At 30.8% G+C, this 21,339-nt stretch carries 17 protein-coding genes; 2 read left to right on the plus strand and 15 right to left on the minus strand.

Features of this window, described 5'->3' with window-relative positions; all coding sequences use genetic code 11:
- The first annotated feature begins 33 nt into the window (after positions 1 to 33).
- Entirely contained in the window at positions 34 to 1,125 is a 1,092-nt protein-coding gene (locus tag BTO04_RS07060) for an acyl-CoA desaturase (RefSeq protein ID WP_087563832.1), read from the plus strand.
- A gap of 26 nt (positions 1,126 to 1,151) precedes the next feature.
- Positions 1,152 to 2,339, plus strand: coding sequence for a pyridoxal phosphate-dependent aminotransferase (locus BTO04_RS07065; RefSeq protein ID WP_198342128.1), 1,188 nt, complete (start codon positions 1,152 to 1,154; stop codon positions 2,337 to 2,339).
- 204 nt (positions 2,340 to 2,543) lie between these two features.
- Here BTO04_RS07065 and BTO04_RS07070 read toward each other — a convergent pair whose 3' ends face one another.
- From BTO04_RS07070 to mraZ, 15 genes are all read right to left on the minus strand, one after another.
- The gene (locus BTO04_RS07070; RefSeq protein ID WP_087563833.1) at positions 2,544 to 2,759 is read right to left on the minus strand and encodes a hypothetical protein; all 216 of its coding nucleotides are present in this window, start codon (positions 2,757 to 2,759) and stop codon (positions 2,544 to 2,546) included.
- Positions 2,760 to 2,952: 193 nt separating this feature from the next.
- Positions 2,953 to 5,595, minus strand: a complete 2,643-nt coding sequence (locus BTO04_RS07075; protein WP_087563834.1) for a T9SS type A sorting domain-containing protein — start codon at positions 5,593 to 5,595, stop codon at positions 2,953 to 2,955.
- 185 nt (positions 5,596 to 5,780) lie between these two features.
- A complete protein-coding gene (ftsZ, locus tag BTO04_RS07080; RefSeq protein ID WP_087563835.1) occupies positions 5,781 to 7,676 on the minus strand; it encodes a cell division protein FtsZ in 1,896 nt (631 codons plus the stop codon).
- 90 nt (positions 7,677 to 7,766) lie between these two features.
- Positions 7,767 to 9,101 carry a cell division protein FtsA gene (ftsA, locus tag BTO04_RS07085; protein WP_087563836.1) on the minus strand — a complete coding sequence of 445 codons (1,335 nt, stop codon included), beginning with the start codon at positions 9,099 to 9,101 and terminating at the stop codon, positions 7,767 to 7,769.
- Positions 9,102 to 9,107: 6 nt separating this feature from the next.
- Positions 9,108 to 9,731 carry a cell division protein FtsQ/DivIB gene (locus tag BTO04_RS07090; protein ID WP_232455968.1) on the minus strand — a complete coding sequence of 208 codons (624 nt, stop codon included), beginning with the start codon at positions 9,729 to 9,731 and terminating at the stop codon, positions 9,108 to 9,110.
- Positions 9,732 to 9,822: 91 nt separating this feature from the next.
- Positions 9,823 to 11,175: a UDP-N-acetylmuramate--L-alanine ligase gene (gene murC / locus BTO04_RS07095; protein WP_087563838.1), complete on the minus strand. Its 1,353-nt coding sequence runs from the start codon at positions 11,173 to 11,175 to the stop codon at positions 9,823 to 9,825.
- Complete coding sequence (murG, locus tag BTO04_RS07100) at positions 11,172 to 12,266, minus strand: undecaprenyldiphospho-muramoylpentapeptide beta-N-acetylglucosaminyltransferase (RefSeq protein WP_087563839.1); 1,095 nt, start codon at positions 12,264 to 12,266, stop codon at positions 11,172 to 11,174. Before murG ends, murC begins: the two co-directional genes overlap by 4 nt.
- The gene (locus BTO04_RS07105) at positions 12,250 to 13,440 is read right to left on the minus strand and encodes an FtsW/RodA/SpoVE family cell cycle protein (protein WP_087563840.1); all 1,191 of its coding nucleotides are present in this window, start codon (positions 13,438 to 13,440) and stop codon (positions 12,250 to 12,252) included. Before BTO04_RS07105 ends, murG begins: the two co-directional genes overlap by 17 nt.
- Positions 13,441 to 13,591: 151 nt before the next feature.
- Positions 13,592 to 14,926, minus strand: a complete 1,335-nt coding sequence (gene murD / locus BTO04_RS07110; RefSeq protein ID WP_087563841.1) for a UDP-N-acetylmuramoyl-L-alanine--D-glutamate ligase — start codon at positions 14,924 to 14,926, stop codon at positions 13,592 to 13,594.
- Entirely contained in the window at positions 14,927 to 16,153 is a 1,227-nt protein-coding gene (gene mraY / locus BTO04_RS07115) for a phospho-N-acetylmuramoyl-pentapeptide-transferase (protein WP_087563842.1), read from the minus strand.
- A gap of 2 nt (positions 16,154 to 16,155) precedes the next feature.
- Positions 16,156 to 17,622, minus strand: a complete 1,467-nt coding sequence (locus BTO04_RS07120; protein ID WP_087563843.1) for a UDP-N-acetylmuramoyl-L-alanyl-D-glutamate--2,6-diaminopimelate ligase — start codon at positions 17,620 to 17,622, stop codon at positions 16,156 to 16,158.
- Position 17,623: 1 nt separating this feature from the next.
- The gene (locus tag BTO04_RS07125) at positions 17,624 to 19,585 is read right to left on the minus strand and encodes a penicillin-binding protein (RefSeq protein WP_087565348.1); all 1,962 of its coding nucleotides are present in this window, start codon (positions 19,583 to 19,585) and stop codon (positions 17,624 to 17,626) included.
- 60 nt (positions 19,586 to 19,645) lie between these two features.
- The gene (locus BTO04_RS07130) at positions 19,646 to 19,975 is read right to left on the minus strand and encodes an FtsL-like putative cell division protein (protein ID WP_087563844.1); all 330 of its coding nucleotides are present in this window, start codon (positions 19,973 to 19,975) and stop codon (positions 19,646 to 19,648) included.
- A 1-nt stretch (position 19,976) separates the two neighbouring features.
- The gene (rsmH, locus tag BTO04_RS07135; RefSeq protein WP_087563845.1) at positions 19,977 to 20,876 is read right to left on the minus strand and encodes a 16S rRNA (cytosine(1402)-N(4))-methyltransferase RsmH; all 900 of its coding nucleotides are present in this window, start codon (positions 20,874 to 20,876) and stop codon (positions 19,977 to 19,979) included.
- Complete coding sequence (mraZ, locus tag BTO04_RS07140) at positions 20,863 to 21,330, minus strand: division/cell wall cluster transcriptional repressor MraZ (RefSeq protein WP_087563846.1); 468 nt, start codon at positions 21,328 to 21,330, stop codon at positions 20,863 to 20,865. The genes rsmH and mraZ overlap by 14 nt, the downstream gene beginning before the upstream one ends.
- Between the last annotated feature and the right edge of the window lie 9 nt (positions 21,331 to 21,339).

The following is a 21,339-nucleotide window of genomic DNA, read 5'->3' on the forward strand; positions in this document are numbered from 1 at the left end:
AAAAGCATATTTTTGTAATTATATACAATATAGATGAAAACAATAAACTTTTCGAGGGTAGATAAAGCGAAGTTCTTTAAAACCTTAAATAAAAGAGTGAATACATATTTTAAAGAAAACGACATAAAGAGAACAGGAAACTGGAAATTGTACACAAAAGCAACTTTAATGTTTTCACTTTTTTTAGTTCCTTTTATTTTAATACTTACCGTTTCTATGCCTCAATGGGCACTTTTAATTCTGACTATTTTAAGTGGAATTGGAATGGCTGGAGTTGGAATGAATGTAATGCATGACAGTAATCATGATTCATTTTCTAGCAAAAACTGGGTAAATAAATTAATGGGAAGCAGCATTTACATTTTAGCTGGTAACGTATATAATTGGAAAGTACAACACAATGTTTTACACCATACGTTTACCAATGTAAAAGACCATGATGAAGATATTGATGCAGGTAGAATTATTCGTTTTTCTAAGCACACAAAATGGCTTAAAATTCATAAACTTCAAAAGTATTATTCCATTTTTCTATATGGGTTATTAACCATAAACTGGGCAATAACTACAGATGTTAAACAAATGCATGGATATTTAAAACGTAAATTATCATACGGGAAATTTCCAAATCCAAAAATGGAATGGACGAAATTAATAATTTCAAAAATTGTCTATTATTCACTTTGGATTGTTTTACCATTATTAGTTTTAGACATTGCATGGTGGAAAGTATTAGTTGGATTTTTTGTAATGCATTATACTGCAGGTATGATCTTAAGTTTGGTTTTTCAATTGGCACATATTGTACCCAATACAGAAATGCCAATTCCAGATAAAGATGGAAATTTAGAACACACTTGGGCAGTCCATCAATTATATACAACATCTAACTTTGCACCTAGTAATTGGTTGGTAAACTTCTATACCGGTGGTTTAAATCATCAAGTTGAACATCATATTTTTCCACATATATCTCATGTCCATTATGATAAATTAGCTAAAATTGTAAAAGAAACCGCTAAAGAATTTAATTTGCCTTATAACGAATATGAAACAATGCGTAAAGCAGTTGTAGAGCATTTTAGACATTTAGGTGTTCTAGGAAAAAAACCAGAATTAGCATAAATAAACAATATCAACTACCAGTAAAAATGAAACATCCATTATCGGACAGAATTAACAGTTTACCTATTTCTCAAACCTTAGCAATGGCTGCTAAAACAAGAGAATTAAGAGCAGAAGGAAAAGATATTATCGGCTTAAGTTTAGGAGAACCAGACTTTAATACACCTGATTTTATTAAAGATGCTGCAATTGAAGCTATCAATCAAAATTACAATTCATACTCTCCAGTAGATGGATACTTAGAATTAAAAGAAGCTATTTGCGTAAAATTTAAACGTGATAATGATTTAGTATACAAACCAAGTCAAGTAGTAGTTTCTACAGGTGCAAAACAATCTATTGCAAATATTGCACAAGTATTATTAAACCCAGGAGACGAAGTTTTATTACCAGCTCCTTATTGGGTAAGTTACTCTGCAATAGCTATTTTGTGTGAAGCAACGTATGTAGAGATTCCTTCTTCTATAGAGAATGATTTTAAAATCACTCCAGCACAATTAGAAGCATCAATTACGCCTAAAACAAAAATGATTTTCTTTAACTCGCCAAACAACCCAAGTGGAACTATTTATAGTGAAGCTGAGTATAGAGCATTGGCAGCAGTTTTAGAAAATCACCCACAGATTTTCATTTTATCAGATGAAATCTATGAACATATAAATTACGATTCAAAACCATTTAGTTTTGCTGCAATTGAAAGTATGTATGACAGAACTATTACTGTAAATGGATTAGCAAAAGCATTTGCTATGACAGGATGGAGAGTTGGTTACATTGGTGCACCAGAATGGATTGCTAAAGCATGTACAAAAATGCAAGGTCAAATTACTTCTGGAACTAACTGTATTGCTCAGAGAGCAGCAATTACAGCCGTTTTAGCACCTGTTTCTAAAATACAATATATGGTAGATGAGTTTAAAACTCGTAGAGACATCGTAATTGGTTTATTAAGAGAAATTGATGGCTTTAAAGTAAATGTTCCTGAAGGTGCTTTTTATGTATTTCCAGATGTTTCTGATTTCTTCGGAAAAACTTTTGATGGAATAAAAATAGAAAATGCAAGTGATTTTTCTTTATTCTTACTAGAAAAAGCAAATGTTGCCACGGTAACGGGTGAAGCTTTTGGTACTCCAAACTGTATCAGATTATCATACGCAGCTTCAGAATTACAAATTCGAGAAGCAATTAAGAGAATTAAAAAAGCTTTAAGTTAAAAACGTAAACAAATAAATATTAAAATCTCACAGTGCTGATGTGAGATTTTTTTTGTTTTGGCGTGCCCTTTTAGGTCAGGCTTTTCGCACTCGCTTTTTTTATGCTGAATTTATTTTAGCCTAAAAAAGAGCTCAAACAAATGCTTCAATCCTTCACGCAAGTATATTTGCAAACTAATTTATTCATTCTTATTTAGTCGTATTTTAAGATATTGTCATAATAATCAAAAAAGCAAATAACGAAACTTGTAAAATTGTTCCGGTCTGACTTTCTATTTTTCCATGGTGATTTAAAACTAAAGATTTTATGCTAGACAATGATTTAGACTTCTCTAATCTTACACTTTTTTTTATCTGTTGTTTATAAATAGAAGTTAAAATCCCTCTTTCTTCAATTGCTGATGTTTGCAAATATTTCATGGTGTTTAATTTAATTGATTATATAAAATAGACGACACAAAAAAAAAATGTTACAGAACTAAAAGTTAGGAAAATCTTAAAAAACAATATTTTACAGGATTAATGGTTTACCCCGATGAGAAAAAAAATAACAATATTTCATAATTAATTTAAAATTATGAAATATTGTTATAAAAAATAAGAGAGTTTACCCTTAGTTTACGATCAGTTTTATCGTTTTATAATTTCTGTAATCATTTCCTATCTTAACAAAATATAATCCAGAACTTAAGCCTTCCTTTAGAATCGTAATTTTGTTATTTCCAATTACAGTATTTTCTTCTATCTTTTTTAATAATGCACCCGTTAAACTATAAATTTCAATACCTGTATTCGCATCAACTTCAGAATAGAAACTTAATTGCGAATTAGAAGACATTGGGTTTGGCGTTAACAATGCCTCATTTTGTGCAATAACTTCAGAAGCTACTCCTAAAACTTGTTGCGTAAACTGAATATCTTTTATATTCATAACTTTTAGCACCTCTTCTACTCCATCAGAAGACATTGTAAAAACAATATTTACCGCATCATTTAAATCTAAAACTCCTTCTGTTGCAGAAACAAAATGTGCAAAAGGAATTGCATAATGACTTTCAGTTTCGTTAAGTTTTATTGTTGTTCTATATTGATTTTCCCAAGCTCCTATACCTTCTTTAATAATTGTTATTTCTAGATCTCCTGTTCCATTTGCATCTAACTCTAAAACATCATATTCAGATAAATCTACAGCAGTAAATCTTGGTGTAAATGATCTAAAGGCAGAAACATATTCACTTGTAGTTGCATTTAAAGAAATATTTCTTTCTACTCTATAACCACTTCCTGTATAAATGTTATCATTTTGAGTGATTGTAAACTCATTAACAGTTGTACCTGTAGCAGAATCATCTTTTCCCCAAACACCATCAGACATAAATAAATCATCTGGGGTTAAATTGTACTCGTTTTCTATTCTAAAACCAATATCAAAAATATTTCCTGTTTCAATTACCAACGTTTCAATGTAATTTCCAGTTAATGCTACAGTTTGATTAAAATACGCTGTATCTGAAGTTTCTGTTCTTTTAAACCCTGCATCAATAACTACGCTTCTACTTTTTCTTACATTTATTAACTCTAATTCTAAAGTTCCATTTATATATGCACCTTTTTTAACAAATACAGGTGGTGGACTTGATGTATTGTAATTTGAAATAGGTTTCTGAACATCAAATAAAGCTAATGCTTCTTGACCTAAAGTTAGTAAATCATCTATACTATTAGTCCAAATTTGAAAATTATAATAAGTAGCACCTGCCTCATATTTATCAATATTCCAGTGACTATCTATTTCAAAATTTGCTTCATTGTTTGCCAATCTTCCAGAAAAACTTAAAACAAATTCCTTAGTACCATTGCTGTTTTTTATAATAGATTTAATAAACTGTACACCTCCTTCACCGCCATCGCCTTCTTCACTTTCTTCTCCAAATAATTCTATTGTAGAAACCGATAATAATTCTGCACCTAATAATCTATCGCAAATAAATTTTGTATGCTCATACACACCGTTTTCAGTTTTTGTTGCTAAAACAACAGCAACTGTTTCATTGCCTTTCACATAATCTACAGAATATAGTTCTGTTGCATTTGTAATTGCTATTAAATCTGATGGTGAAGACTCTACTGCTGTAGCACCAGTAATTACATCTAAAGGAATTAAATCAATCAAACTAAAATTACCACTTTTTACTGCTGTTTTTTTGTAATTTTTAGATTTTTCTACTCTTTTAGCATTTACCTTATCAAACTTATAATTATCTTTTATTCTTAAATAATTTCTTTGATTAATTTTTTGAGAAAGACGGTCATTACTTTCTAAACCTCCATCACTACCACTAGAAACTTGTGGTACAAGAACAGGACAAGCTGCAACACCAGAACAAGAAGGATCATCACAATCTACCAATCCGTCTCCGTCATCATCAACACCATTTATACAATCTTCTTGAGGAACAGGTGCTGTTGGACATCTTGCTCCATCATTTAAACTACTTGATGGCCCATATGCAAATAGGTTAGAATCTAACGTATCACCAATATTTAAAGATTGTACATTTTGAATTACGTATACCGTTCCTGTTTGGTTTGCAGACACATAAAACCTTCCTGATACATCAAAATAAACAGCTCCGTATGTATAATTCAAACCTGATAAGATTGGTACTTCTCCTAAATCTACTACTTCACTAGTAGTTGCATTAATTCTATATAAATGATTTGTTTTTTTTTCAACTGTATACAAATGACCGTCAACTGAATTAAAGGCCCAGTCATGAATACTAATACTTTTTGATAAAGTTTCACTACTTATAAATTGAGTATACGAAGAAGATTCTGGGTTTAAATCAATTTTAGAATATTCAGTACCTCCTCCTTTTACATAATAAATTCCATCAGAACTTACATCTCCAATATATCTTCCTGAATCTGGCAACTCATCTATAAAAAAAGTTTCTACTTGAAAGTTTTTTCCAATTTTTACAATCGTTTTACTCGGTGTACTTAATGCTCCCCAAATATATCCATCAGCAGGATTGTAACCTACTGCATTAATACTTCCTTCCGTGAGATTTTCTGACACCAAATAAGAGCTACCTGAAGCTAAATCTAAAGCATATACATCATTTCTTTGAAATAAATAGGCATTATAATCACAATTAAAAGGTTCGCTTTGTGCGTTAATTGTAGCACTTACTATTAAACTAAAAAAGAATAAAATTCTAATTTTTTGTAATTGTAAAGTTGTTTTCATTTCTTTCTATTTTTTTGGGCAAAATTATTAAAAACATCAATTTAAAAACATTAAAGTAAGTTTATTAGCGAAAACATATAGACAAACGGCATTTTTATAATGATAAGCGAATAGTCATAAATAAAAAAAACCACATCATTTATTGATGTGGTTTTTAGAAATTTAAAAAGTTATTGTGCCGCTGACTAGTCTACATTATCATGTAAAAATGAATTATTAGATTTAAAATCTAGTTGGTCATTATCTGTATTAATAGATGTTTTGGTTTTACTTATAGATGAATTTACATCTAAATCTACACCCAATCTTTTATATGCAGGCTGACGCTCTATTTCATCTATGTTTTTGTTTAATTGATCATTAAACTTATAGTTGAAACCTTTCATCTTTTTACGTCTTTCTTCTGCTCTCTTTTGTAATTCACTTATCGTTAAATCTAAAGGAGAAACTTCTTCACTTCTAGTTGCAATCTCATTAATTTCTACTTGTGGTTGTGCCGTTTTTAACTCGAAATTAATTTCTTCTTCAACAATTTTTGTTTCAATAATTCTTGAACTTTTACCTATTGTTGGTTGGGCATCAAAATCTTCTAAAACATAACGTGTTTCTTCTTCTTTTTTCTCAGAAGCGACTTCTTTTGCTCCAAAAACTTCAATATCGTTTGCATTTGTTGCAGTTTCTTCATTTAAATTAAAACGAATTTCATTTTTTTCTATTACTTCTGTATATGAATTAAGAGGTAAATCAAATAATAAATCTGCTTGTATCTGTTGAGGCTCTTCTTCTACTATTTCTTCAACAGGAGTAATATTAGTAATAATAAAATCTTCTTCAGATACCTTTTCAAGTGAAATTTCATCGTATGAAACTGGCATATCTGTAATAAATTCTGAAGTTGAAATTAAATCCATTTTTGGTGAAACTTCTTGAACATCATCTTCTAAAACATGAATAATCTTTTCTTCAACTTTATTAGAAATTGGCATATCTAATGTTGGCGTTTTAGAAATGGTTTTATCAGAAAAATCATAGGTTGCTTTTTGCTCATCTTCTAACGTATGAACAATCTTCTTTACTTCAGTATTTGTAATTGTACTTTGTTGATCTGCAGCAAAACCAGTTGCAACAATTGTTACAGAGATTGCATCTCCTAACTTATCATCTTCACCAATACCCATAATAATGTTTGCATCATAACCTGCTTCATCTTGAATGTGATCGTTAATTTCTCCGATTTCATCTAAAGTAACTTCATTGGTTCCTGATACAATTAATAACAAAACATTCTTTGCTCCTGTAATTTTATTATCATTTAATAAAGGAGAATCTAATGCTTTTACAATTGCATTTTTAGCTCTATTCTTACCTTCTTCTTTAGCAGAACCCATAATTGCAGTTCCACTATTAGAAAGTACTGTTTTAGCATCATGTAAATCTATATTTTGTTTATAGTGATGTGTTATAACTTCAGCAATTCCTTTAGAAGCAGTAGATAAAACTTCATCCGCTTTAGAGAAACCAGCTTTAAAACCTAGGTTTCCATAAACTTCACGTAACTTATTATTATTTATTACAATTAAAGAATCTACATTTTGGCGCAATTGATCGATTCCTAATTGAGCTTGTTTAGAGCGTCTTCTTCCTTCAAACTGAAATGGCATTGTTACAATACCAACAGTTAAAATATCCATATCTTTTGCAATTTTTGCAATAATTGGAGCTGCTCCAGTACCAGTACCACCTCCCATACCAGCTGTAATAAATACCATTTTTGTTTGGGTATTTAACATTTGCTGAATCTCTTGCATACTTTCTTTAGCAGCCTGAGCCCCCACTTCTGGGTTTGCTCCCGCTCCTAAACCAGAAGTTAAGTTCACTCCTAATTGTATTTTATTTGGAACAGGACTGTTTTCTAAAGCTTGAGAATCTGTATTACAGATTACAAAATCTACTCCTTTAATATGTTGTGTAAACATATGGTTTACAGCGTTGCTTCCACCGCCTCCAACACCAATTACTTTAATGGTATTAGACTGTGTTTTTGGCATGTCAAATGAAATGTTATCAAATTCTGTGCTCATAATAACGTAACTTTTATATTTTAATTTTTCCTTTTACTATTTATTCTCACTGAATATTGTTCTTGCTAAACAATATTGCTTTCTAAATTTCTATTCTGCGTTGTCTAAAAAATCCTTTAAACCTTCTGTAAATTTCTCGAAAAATGATTTCTTTTTTGGCTTTGGTTTTTCTTCAACTACCGGTTTTACTTCAGAAATTTCATCTTCTTGAGTTTCATCTAAAATTTCTTTTACAGATTCTTCAATCTCTTCCTCTTCTTTAGAATCACTATTTAAACCTTCTATTAACAATCCAACTGCTGTTGCATAAGATGGGCTTGATAATGCATCATCAGAATCTCCTGCTAAATGCTCATTAGGATATCCAATTCTTGCATCCATGCCTGTAATATATTCTACTAACTGGCGTAAGTGTTTTAATTGAGCTCCACCTCCTGTTAAAACAATACCTGCAATTAATTTGCCTTTTGCAGTTTCATGTCCGTAATTTTTTATCTCTAAATACACATGCTCAATAATTTCTTGAACTCTTGCATGTATAATTTTTGAAAGATTTTTTAACGTAATTTCTTTTGGTTCTCTACCTCTTAACCCAGGAATAGAAACAATTTCTGTTTCTTTATTTTCTCCTGGCCATGCAGAACCAAATTTAATTTTCAATAATTCAGCTTGCTTTTCAATAATTGAACAACCTTCTTTTATATCATCTGTAATTACATTTCCTCCAAAAGGAATAACGGCAGTATGACGAATGATTCCGTCTTTAAAAATGGCTAAATCTGTTGTTCCACCACCGATATCAATTAATGCAACTCCGGCTTCTTTTTCTTCTTGACTTAATACTGCTGATGCTGATGCTAAAGGCTCTAAAGTAATATCTGCCAAATCTAAATCTGCACTTTTTACACATCGTCCAATATTTCTTATTGATGAAACTTGCCCAACTACAACATGAAAATTAGCTTCTAATCGACCACCATACATTCCTATTGGTTCTTTAATATCAGCTTGAGAATCAACTTTAAATTCTTGTGGTAACACATGAATAATTTCTTCTCCAGGTAACATGACCAACTTATGAACTTGATTTACTAAATTTTCAATATCATCTTCATCTATTACTTCATCTGCATTATTTCTTGTGATATAATCACTGTGATGTAAACTTCTAATATGCTGTCCAGCAATACCTACAACAACTTCTTCAATTTTTACACCAGAAACACTTTCTGCTTCATCTACAGCTTGTTGAATAGAATGTATGGTTTGTGTAATATTACTCACTACACCGCGTTTTACACCTAAACTTTTAGCTTTTCCGATTCCAATAACCTCAATTTTGTCGTATTCATTTTTACGACCAATCATGGCAACAATTTTGGTTGTACCAATATCTAAACCAACAGCTATTTTATTGTTTTCCATTTTGATCTATTTTGTGCACACAACTTGGTTGTGATATTTTACATTAATCGTTTTGTAATTCTCTATTGTTTTGTCTAAAAATGTCTTGTTATAAAACGCTTTTAACTTCTTAAATTTCACATCGATATTCGTTAATCTTCCGAAATCAATTTTATAATCTCCACTTCTCATGGAAAATTGATACTCTTCATCAGCACTTTTATGAATTCCTACCACCTCTTTTTGCAAAAAACTATCTGCTAAAATTACGGATATCAAAGGCAAAATTTCTTTAATATCTTCATCATTTTCAACACCAGAAACCAACATAACTCTTGCCGAATAATTATCTGACAAAGGTACTTTTACACCTTGTTTATCAACATAATAAGATTCTTTATTAGAAATGAATCTTGCTACAGGTGTTCGTTGTTTTATGGTAGATTTTAACTGACCTCCAATCGTTAAAAAAACGGATGCATTTTCAACATAAGGGTTTTTGGCCACTTTCTTCTCTAAACCGTATAAATTTATCACAGATTTTGCTAGGTTTTGCACCGTTTTGTTATTTTGTATTAACAATTTATCAACCATAGAATGGGTTAAAAAACTATTCTCTCCAGCTTCAAATTCCACAATAATTTCAGTCACTTTTTTTTCCTCATTTCTCTTTGATGAAAAACTATATAAAAAGCCTAAAATGACTATTAACACTAGGAATAACAAATATTTTAAAAACCTTTTAAATTGCATGTTTTTCAGTTTTTATGAGTTTACTTACTACATCATCTACCATCATTCCTATATCACCTGCACCTAACATTACAACCACTTTTGCTGCTGAATTATTAATAACTTTTACTAAATTATTATTTTTTGCTAATTTTTTATTCTTGCAATCTATTTTACCAAACAACCACTCAGAATTCACTCCTGAAATAGGGCTTTCTCTTGCAGGATAAATATCCAGCAACAACACTTCATCGAACTTAGATAATGCAGAAGCAAAATCATCTATAAAATCTCTTGTTCTAGAAAATAAATGTGGCTGAAAAACTACCAAAATTTTTTCATCAGGATACATTTCTCTCACTGAACTTTCTACCGCATTTATTTCTGTTGGATGATGTGCATAATCATCTATTAATACAAAATTTTCTGTTTTAATTTTATACGAAAACCTTCTTTTTACACCTTTAAAAGTTGACAAACTTTTTTTGATACTTTCTAAAGGAATGCCATAAACATCTGCCATTGCTAACGCAGCTAAAGCATTCATTACATTATGCTTTCCTGGTAAATGAAATTCAATATTGGTTATAATTGCTGAAGGAGTTTGGACATCAAAAATATATTTTCCGCTTTCAATTTTTAAATTAAAAGCCTTATAATCTGCATCTTCATTTACAGCATATGTTAACCCTTTTAAAGGCAAACCTTTTGCAACAATTAACGTGTCAGAAACTTTATTTGTAAATTCTACAAAGGACTCTTCTAATGCTTCGGCTTCTCCATAAATATCTAAATGATCTGCATCCATAGAAGTTACACATGCAATATTTGGTGACAATTGCAAAAAGGAACGATCAAACTCATCAGCTTCTACAACAGAAATTTTATCTTCTCCAAGAATTAAGTTTGAATTATAGTTTTCTGCTATTCCGCCTAAAAACGAAGTTGCCTTAATTGGCTGCATAATATGGCCTAAAATAGCCGATGTTGTTGTTTTACCATGGGTTCCAGAAACTGCTAGACAAAAAGTGTTTCCAGTTATTTTTCCTAAAATTTCTGCTCTTTTTAAAATGGTAAAATTATTCTCTAGAAAATAATTTAATTCTATATTGTTTTTAGGGATTGCTGGTGTAAAAACTACCAACGTTTTTTCTTTATTCAAAAAAGAAATAGGAATATTTTTTAAGGAATCTTCAAAATGAATTTCTACACCTAAATCTACTAAAGACGCAGTAATGTTAGTGGGTGCTTTATCATAACCAGCAACTTGCTTCCCATTCACAGTAAAATAACGAGCAATTGCGCTCATTCCTATACCACCAATTCCAACAAAATAAACGTTATGTATATTTTTTAAATTCACTTATTTAATAAATTTTCTACTTCGTTAACTATATCTGTTGTTGCACTTGGCAACGCTAATTCTTTTATATTTTCTGATAAACTTTGTTGCTTTCCTTCATCTTTTAAAAGTGTTTCAAAAACGATAGGAAAAGTGGCTAAATCGGCTTCTTTTAATAAAATTGCAGCATGTTTATCTACTATTGATTTTGCATTTTTTGTTTGATGATCTTCAGCTACATTTGGCGATGGTATAAAAATTACTGGTTTACCAACAATACATAATTCTGATACAGAACTTGCTCCTGCTCTAGAAATAATAATATCTGAAGCAGCATATGCTAAATCCATTCTATTTATAAACTGATGCACTTGAATGTTATCTAATTCAGTGTATTTTTTATATTCATCAAAATATAATTTACCACATTGCCAAATTACTTGTACCTCTTGACTTTTAAAGAACCCTAAATTACTTTCTATTAATTGATTTACTCTTCTTGCACCTAAACTGCCTCCAAGTATTAAAACTGTTTTTTTAGTTTTATTTAATTTAAAAAAAGCTTTTCCGTCTTCTCTTTTATTATGAATAGACAACAAATCTTGGCGTACAGGGTTTCCTGTTTTTATTATTTTCGATGATGGAAAGAAACGCTCTAAATTATCATACGCAACACAAATTTTATTTACCTTTTTACTTAATAGTTTATTCGTTATTCCAGGAAAAGAATTCTGTTCTTGTATTAAAGTTGGAATCCCTTTTCTTGTTGCCATTATTAAAGTTGGCCCGCTTGCAAAACCTCCAGTTCCAATTGCAATATCTGGCTTAAATTTTTTTATAATTTTTGATGCATTCCATAAACTACTCATCAACTTAAAAGGAAATGATAAATTATCAACTGTTAGTTTTCGCTGAATTCCTGAAATCCATAATCCTTTTATTTCAAATCCTGCTTGTGGAACTTTCTCCATTTCCATTTTATCTTTTGCACCAACAAACAGAAAATTCGTATCAGGAAAACGCAACTTTATCTCATTTGCAATCGCAATTGCAGGATAAATATGCCCTCCGGTTCCTCCTCCAGAAATTAATATATTAATCGATTGTTTCATGCAAAATATCTAAAGGGTTATCATCTAAAATATCTTCTTCTGTTTCTTCTTTTGATGCACTTACACTTAAAATCATACCCAATGCAAAACAGGTCATCCAAATAGAAGTACCACCACTACTAATCAAAGGCAACGTTTGCCCAGTTACAGGAAATAAATTTGTGGCAACAGCCATATTTATCGTTGCTTGAAAAATAATAGGACATCCAACACCAACAACCAACAAGGTTGCAAAAATTGTAGTTGTTTTTCTTATCACAACAAAAATTCTAAAGAGCAATAAAAAGTAAATAAATACAATTACAAAACCTCCCAATAAGCCAAATTCTTCAACAATAATTGCGTAAATAAAATCTGATGACGATTGTGGTAAAAAGTTCTTCTGAACACTTTTTCCTGGTCCTAAACCTATTGGACCTCCAGTAGCAATAGCTATTTTCGCTTTTTCTACTTGATACGCTTCTTTTCCTCCTTCTTGAGAAAAACTTTCAATTCTACTTTGCCAAGTTTGAACTCTATTTGGCATTGCATCTGGAAAGACTTTCGCTATCAAAACAAAAAACGATAACGCTACAATTCCAACGCCTAAAATAAAACTAATGTATTTTATTGGGTAACCTCCAATAAAAACCAGCATCAAAATCATAGTAAAAATGATAGCTGTTGTAGAAAAATTTGCTGGTAAAATCAATATTAAAATAACCGCTACAGGCAACCAAAGTTGCCATAAACTTTCTTTAAAAATTATTGCTTTTTCTTTATTTCTTGCTAGATATCTAGCCACATAAACCATTAATACTAAACCTGCCAAAGTTGATGTTTGAAAACCAATACCAACAAACGGTATACGAATCCATCTACTTGCATTTGCGCCTCCAATTATAGTTCCTTGTGCGAGTGTAAAAACTAATAATACAATTACTACTGGTATCATTAAAACAGATCCTCCAGAAAAATATCTATATGGAATTTTATGAACTCCATAAATAATTGCAAAACCCATAATTAACAGAACCATGTGTTTTACTAAATAGCCAAATGTAGAACCTGAACCCACAACATACACCAAGTTTGTGCTTGCGCTATAAACTGGCATAAATGAAAATATTGCCAAAATAGCTACAATAGCCCAAATGGTTTTATCTCCTTTTATATGTTGAAAAATCGTTTTCATTAGCCTCTCTTAATCTCTCCAAAGGAGAGAAACACTCTTGTGTCTATTTGTATTTTATTAAAATATTTTTTTTCAATATTGCTACACCCAACATTTCTTATCAAACATGCCAACTCCTTCTTTTTGGGAAGGTTGGAATGGGCTTCTTTTTTTAAAGACTTCTAACTGCTTTTTTAAATTGACGCCCTCTATCTTCATAATTATCAAACAAATCGAAACTTGCACAAGCTGGAGATAATAAAACTACTTCTCCATTTTCTGCCAATTTATGAGAAACTTTTACAGCTTCTTCTGCTCCTGCAGTTTCTACAATAATATCAACCACATTGCCAAAAGTGCTTTTAATTTTATCATTATCAAGACCTAAACAGACAATAGCTTTCACTTTTTCCCTTACTAAAGAAAGCAAATCATTATAATCATTTCCTTTATCTACTCCACCAACAATCCAAACTGTAGTTTTATCCATACATTCTAATGCATAAAATGTAGCATTTACATTTGTTGCTTTTGAATCATTAATATATTCTACACCTCTAATTTTCGCAACATTTTCTAAACGATGTTCAGCTCCCTCAAAATCTTCTAAACTTTCTTTGATTGCCTCTTTTCTAACTTTTAGCAATTGCGCTGCCATAGTTGCTGCCATGGCATTTTTTGTATTGTGTTTTCCTTTTAATGATAATGTTGATATTGGCATGTTAAATTTGTCTTTATTTATGTTGATGATAATATTGTTTTCTTTGATATATGCTCCGTATTCTAATTCTTTTTCAAGTGAAAACGGAACTAATTTCGCTAGCGTTTTATTATTATTTAACCACTTATTAATCGCTTCATCATCTGCATCATAAATGAGATAATCGACCACTGTTTGATTTTTTGTTATTCTAAATTTTGAGGCGATATATGTATCAAAACTGTATTCATACCTATCTAAATGATCTGGTGTAATATTGGTAATTATTGCAATATGAGGACTAAAATTCTCAATTCCATCTAACTGAAAACTACTTAATTCTAACACGTAATTTTCGTAATTATTTTCAGCAACTTGTTGTGCAAAACTATCGCCAATATTACCTGCAACTCCAACATTAAGTTTTGCATTTTTCAAAACATGATGCAATAGCATTGTGGTGGTAGTTTTTCCATTTGAACCCGTAATTCCAACAATAGTAGCATCTGTAAATTTTGCTGCAAATTCAATTTCTGAAATCACAGGAATTGAACTTTCTTTCAATTTCTCAACTAACACTACTTTATCAGGGATTCCAGGACTTTTCATTACCACATCAGCATTTAAAATTTTAGCCTCAGTATGCTTTTTTTCCTCGAAATCTATCTCATTATTTAAAAGAACTTCTTTGTATTTTTTTGCTATTTTGCCTTTGTCAGAAACAAAAACATCATATCCTTTTTGCTTTCCTAAAATTGCGGTTCCAACACCACTTTCTCCTCCACCAAGAATTACTAAACGATTCATTTATCTTAACTTTAGAGTAACAATTGTTAACACAGCAAGTAAAATTCCTACAATCCAAAAACGAACTACAATCTTACTCTCGTGGTAACTTAATTTCTGATAATGATGATGTAATGGCGACATTTTAAAAATTCGTCTTCCTACTCCAAACTTCTTTCTTGTGTACTTAAACCAAGAAACTTGCATAATCACAGAAAGGTTTTCAACCACAAATATTCCGGCTAAAATTGGTAGCAATAATTCTTTTCTAATTGCTATTGCTATTACTGCTATTATTCCTCCAATAGTTAAACTACCTGTATCTCCCATAAAAACCTGAGCAGGATACGTGTTGTACCAGAGAAAACCAACTAAAGAACCAGCAAAGGCAAGTACAAAAACAGTCATTTCACCAGAATTTGGTATGTACATAACATCCAAATAATCTGCGAAAATTATGTTTCCAGAAACCCAAGCAAATATTGCTAAAGTGATTACTATAATTGCTGATGAACCTGCAGCTAAACCATCAATTCCATCTGTTAAATTTGCTCCATTTGAAATTCCTGTAACAATAAATACAACTATAAAAATGAATACTATCCAACCGTATTTTTCATATCCTTCTCCTAAAAAACTTAAGGCTTTAGAGTAATCTAGCTCATTATCTTTTAAAAACGGAATGGTCGTTTTTGTAGATTTATGAGCTTCTCCAAAAACAGTTTTTCTTCCATTTGCTTGAACAATTTGTTGCTCTGCTGGTAACTGCTCTTTTATTGTAACTCCATCATTAAAATACAACATAGAGCCAACAATTAATCCTAAACCAACTTGACCTAAAACTTTGAATTTTCCTTTTAAACCTGCTTTGTCTTTTTTGAACACCTTTATATAATCATCTAAAAAACCAATTAAGCCCATCCAAACAGTGGTAATCAGCAAAATGATAACATAAATATTATCTAATCTTGCTAATAACAATACAGGTATTAAGGTTGCCATAATAATGATAATCCCACCCATTGTTGGTGTTCCAGATTTTTGCTTCTGGCCTTCTAATCCTAAATCTCTTACAGTTTCACCAACTTGTTGATTTCTTAAAAAGTTGATAATTCTCTTACCAAAAATTGTAGAAATTAACAAGGATAAAATAAAAGCTGCTGCTGCTCTAAATGTGATAAATTGAAATAAACTTGCCCCAGGTAAATTGAACTGACTTTCTAAATATTGAAAAAAATAATACAGCATTTTTAGTTCTTTTTTAATTGATTAAAGCATTCTTTTACCACTTCTAAATCATCAAAGTGAGTACGAATTCCGTTTATTTCTTGATAATCTTCATGTCCTTTCCCCGCAATTAATATGATATCTCCTGTTTTAGAGAATTTGCAAGCTGTTTTAATGGCTTGTTTTCTATCTAAAACTGACAATGTTTTTTTATAATTTTCAGAAGAAACTCCAACCTCCATTTCATCAATAATTGTTTGTGGATCTTCTTTTCTTGGATTGTCTGAAGTAAAAATTGCTTGATTACTTAATTGAGAAGCAATATGTGCCATTTTTGGTCTTTTCGTTTTATCTCTATCTCCACCACAACCAACAACTGTAATCACTTTTTCGTTTCCAGTTCTAATATCACTTATCGTTTCAAGCACATTTTTAAGTGCATCTGGTGTGTGTGCATAATCTACAATTGCAGTAATTCCGTCTTCTGAAATTACATATTCAAATCTTCCACTTACACTTTCTAACGCACTAACAATTGTTAAAACCTCTAATTTTTCTAATCCTAATAATTCTGCTGTACCAATAATTGCTAATAAATTATACGCATTAAACTCACCTATTAGCTTTGTCCAAACTTCAGTTCCATCTACATTTAAAAGTGTACCTGAAAGTTGTTTTTCTAAAATCTTTACTTTAAAATCTGCAAGTGTTTTTAAAGCATATGTTTTCTTTTTTGCTTTTGTATTTTGCAACATAAAGTTGCCATTTTTATCATCTATATTCACCAAAGCAAAAGCTGATTTTGGCAAAGAATCAAAAAATGATTTTTTTACATTCCTATATTCTGCAAACGTGTCATGATAATCTAAATGATCATGAGAAAGGTTTGTGAAAATTCCTCCAACAAAAGTTAGTCCTTCTGTTCTTTTTTGATGAATTCCATGAGAACTCACTTCCATAAAGCAAAAATCTACTCCTGCATCAATCATTTTATCTAAATACTGATTTATTGTAACCGAATCTGGCGTAGTATGTGTTGCCTTAAATTCAGTTTCATCAACCACTATTTTTACTGTAGAAAGTAAACCAACTTTATAACCTGCTTTTTTAAATAACTGATATAAAAGTGATGCTATTGTTGTTTTACCATTTGTTCCTGTAACACCAACTAATTGAATTTTAGAAGAAGGGTTTTCATAAAAATTAGAAGCCATAATTGCCAAAGCAACATTTGCATCAGCAACTTGGATATAGGTAATTCCTTCGTTTTTTTCTTCAGGAAAATCTTCACAAATAATTGCTGTAGCTCCTAAACTTATTGCTTTATCAATATACAGATGACCATCAACAGAAAATCCTTTTTGAGCGATAAAAACATCATTGTTTTCCACTTTCCTAGAATCGAAAACAAGATTTTGAACCTCAACATTGGTACCACCAAATACTTGATTTATTGAAACCTGATATAATATGTCTCTTAAATTTTTCAGCTTATGAAAGTTTTAAAATAATTGTTGCTCCTTTAACTAACTTTTCTCCTTTTTTTAGTGATTGAAATTCCACTTTACCAACACCAGACACTTTTACTTTTAAACCAATATTTTCTAATAATGACAAAGCATCCATACCAGACATTCCTTTTACATTAGGAACTTCATTGTAGGTTTTACTTAGTAAATTATCATACCTTAAATACTGGTTTTCAATAGAAGTAAATTCAGTTTTATCATCTACAGATTGGTTATCGATAGGTGTTGTTGTATATATTTTTTGGGCAATTTCTTTAAAAACTGGCGCAGCAACTACTGCACCATAATATCCTTTTTCTTTCTTTGGATCATGAATAACCACAATGCAAGAATATTTTGGTTTGTCCGCTGGAAAAAAACCAGCAAATGAAGCTACATAATGTTTGGTAGAATAATGACCATAAATTGTTTCTCCTTTTTCATTTTTATGTCTAGGAATGTATTTTTTTGCAGTTCCTGTTTTTCCTGCCATTGAAAAATTAGAAGAATAAATATTCTCTGCAGTCCCTTTAACAACAACATTTTCCATCACTTTTCTAATTTTAATCAAGGTCTCCTCTGAAGCTATTTTAGGGTTAACAACTTCCGTTTTAAAAACCTTTTCTATTTTTTCATGCCTTCTTAATTCTTTTATAAATCTTGGTTTTACCATTATACCATTATTAGCAACAGCATTGTAAAACATTAAAGTTTGCATTGGTGTAACAGAAACTCCATAACCCCAAGACATCCATGCTAAAGAAATTTTACTCCAGCTTTTATCTTTTGGATTTGGAACATATGGTATTCCTTCTCCTTTAATAGAAAAACCTATTGGTTTTGTAAAACCATATTTTTCTAATTTATCAATAAATTTTTGTGGCTTATCATCATAATACTTTCTTACCAACTTTACAATTCCAACATTAGAAGATACTTCAAATACTCTAGCTGCAGAAATCTTACCATAACCACCTCTTTTTGAATCTTCAATTTTTCTATTATGAATGTAAATTCTACCTTTTTCTGTATCTACAATTGTAGATGTATCTATTACTTTATCATCTAAAGCAGCCATTAAACTTGCTAACTTAAATGTAGAACCAGGCTCATGACTTTCCCAAACCGCATAATTTCTTTTCTCATAATAAGTTCCTTTAGAGGTTCTTCCTAAATTAGAAATTGCTTTAATCTCACCAGTTGCAGTTTCCATAACTACTGCACAACCATGATCTGCCTCAAAATACTCTAACTTTCTTAGCAATGCATGATGCGTAATATCTTGAATATTTACATCTATTGTAGTAATAATATCGTGTCCATCAATTGGCTCCTTTTCATTTACATCATTAATTGGCTTCCATTGATTTTTAGCAATTTTCTGCTTCCAACGCAAACCATTTTCGCCTTGCATATAATCTGCAAATGCTCCTTCAATTCCTGCTTCTCCTCTAAAATCATCATAGCCAATTGTACGTTCTGCAATCTTACCAATAGGATGAGCTCTTACTGTTTTATGTTCTGCTATAAAACCTCCTCTATAAACTCCTTTTTTGAAAATTGGAAATTGCTTCATTTCTAGATACTGTGTATACCCAATATTTCTAGCAATTAACAAATACCTGTTTCTTCTCTTTTTTGCAGTTCTTAATTTACCTTGATAATAACCCGAGGTATTACCCAACATTTTAGAAAGCTCTTTAGATAATGCAACAATATTTTTTTCAAAAACCATATCATTCACAGCAACAACATCCATCCTAATAGTAAACCGAGACATTGATGTTGCTAATAAATTTCCATCTGCAGCATATACATTTCCTTTATTAGCATAAATAGTATCTTGCTTTATAGTAAGTTCTGTAGATAATTTCCTATACTTTTCTCCTTGAGCGTATTGTATATTTACAACTCTAAAAATTACAGCTAACAAAAAGACAGTCATTAAAGCAGCTACCAAGTAGAATTTTGTAAGGATGCTTTTTTTATGAGTTGCCAATTTATTTTAGTCTTTATTATAGGTTACTTTAATTTTTTTTGGAGGGGACTCAGAAGGTTTCAACCCTCTTTTCTTAGCTTTTTCTCTAATATTAGATTCCATTTTCATTCTCATTAATATGGTTCCTATATCTACATACTCAGCTCTTAATTCTCTTTTCTTTTTATTTAACTCTGATATTTTAATTACTTTCTTATCAGCACGATGCGCACTTGAAATCATAAACAAAAGAAGTGCAACTACAAAAATTATAATCTTCCAGTTTTTAAATGCCGATTCATCCGTAAGAAAACTCCCTCTCAGAAAATCGTAAACATTTTTTTTAACCTTAGACATGCTATTTTTTTAAGGTTGCTATTCTCAATTTAGCACTACGAGACCTATTGTTTAGCTTAATTTCCTGTGGGGTAGGCACTATTAATTTTCCAACTTTTTGTAACGGTTCTCTTGTGTTTCCAAAAACATCTTTCACGGGCTCGCCACTAAATAATCCTGTCCTTATATATCTTTTAACCAATCTATCTTCTAAAGAGTGGTATGAGATTACACTCAATCTACCTTCCTCTTTTAATAGATTAGGAATTTGCTCTAAAAACTCTCTTAAAACATCTAACTCTTCGTTCACTTCAATTCTAACTGCTTGAAATATCTGAGCTAATATTTTATGTTCTTTTGCGTTTGGCAAGTACTTTTTTAGCACTTCCTTTAACTGAAAACTTGTTTCAATTTTATTATTTGCTCTTTCCTCTACAATTGTCTTTGCAATGTTTCTAGAGTTTCTTAACTCTCCATACAAAAATAATATTTCTGCTAATTTCTCTTCAGAATAACTATTAATAATTTGCTTTGCAGATACTTTAGATTTTTGATTCATCCTCATATCTAAGTCACCATCAAAACGAATAGAAAAACCTCTTTCTGCTTCATCAAATTGATGAGAAGAAACACCTAAATCAGCTAAAACTCCATCCACTTTTTTAACTCCATGAAATCTTAAAAACCTAGAAACAAACCTGAAATTTTCTGGAATTAACACAAAACGGGCATCATCAATTATATTACCCAATGCATCAGGGTCTTGATCAAACCCAAACAATTTTCCGTTTTTACCAAGTCTTTTCAAAATCTCTCTTGAATGACCTCCTCCCCCAAAAGTCACATCAACATAAATTCCATCTTCTTTGATTGCTAATGCATCTACACTTTCTTTTAATAAAACTGGACTATGATAATTCATCTAGATCTGTATTTCCCATTACTTCTTCTGCCAAATCAGCAAAATCAACTGCTGCATCACCTATTGCTTTTTCGTACTTTTCTTTATCCCAAATCTCAATAATATTTACTGCTGAAGACAATACTATTTGCTTCTTAATACCTGCAAATTCACATAAATCTTTAGGAATCAATATTCTTCCAGTTACATCTAACTCCACCATCTTAACACCTGCAGTAAACCTTCTAATAAAATCATTGTTCTTTTTTACAAACCTGTTTAGTTTGTTTATTTTCTCCATCATCAGATTCCACTCTTTCATTGGATACAACTCCAAACAAGGTTGAAAAACAGCTCTTTTAACAACAAAACCTTCTTGCAACACTGGGTGCAATTGCTTCTTGAAAGCTGATGAAAACATCAATCTCCCCTTAGCATCTGCTTTACACTCATATGTACCAATTAGGTTAATCACTTACAAAAT

The sequence above is a fragment of the Polaribacter sp. SA4-10 genome (assembly GCF_002163835.1).
Classification (GTDB): domain Bacteria; phylum Bacteroidota; class Bacteroidia; order Flavobacteriales; family Flavobacteriaceae; genus Polaribacter.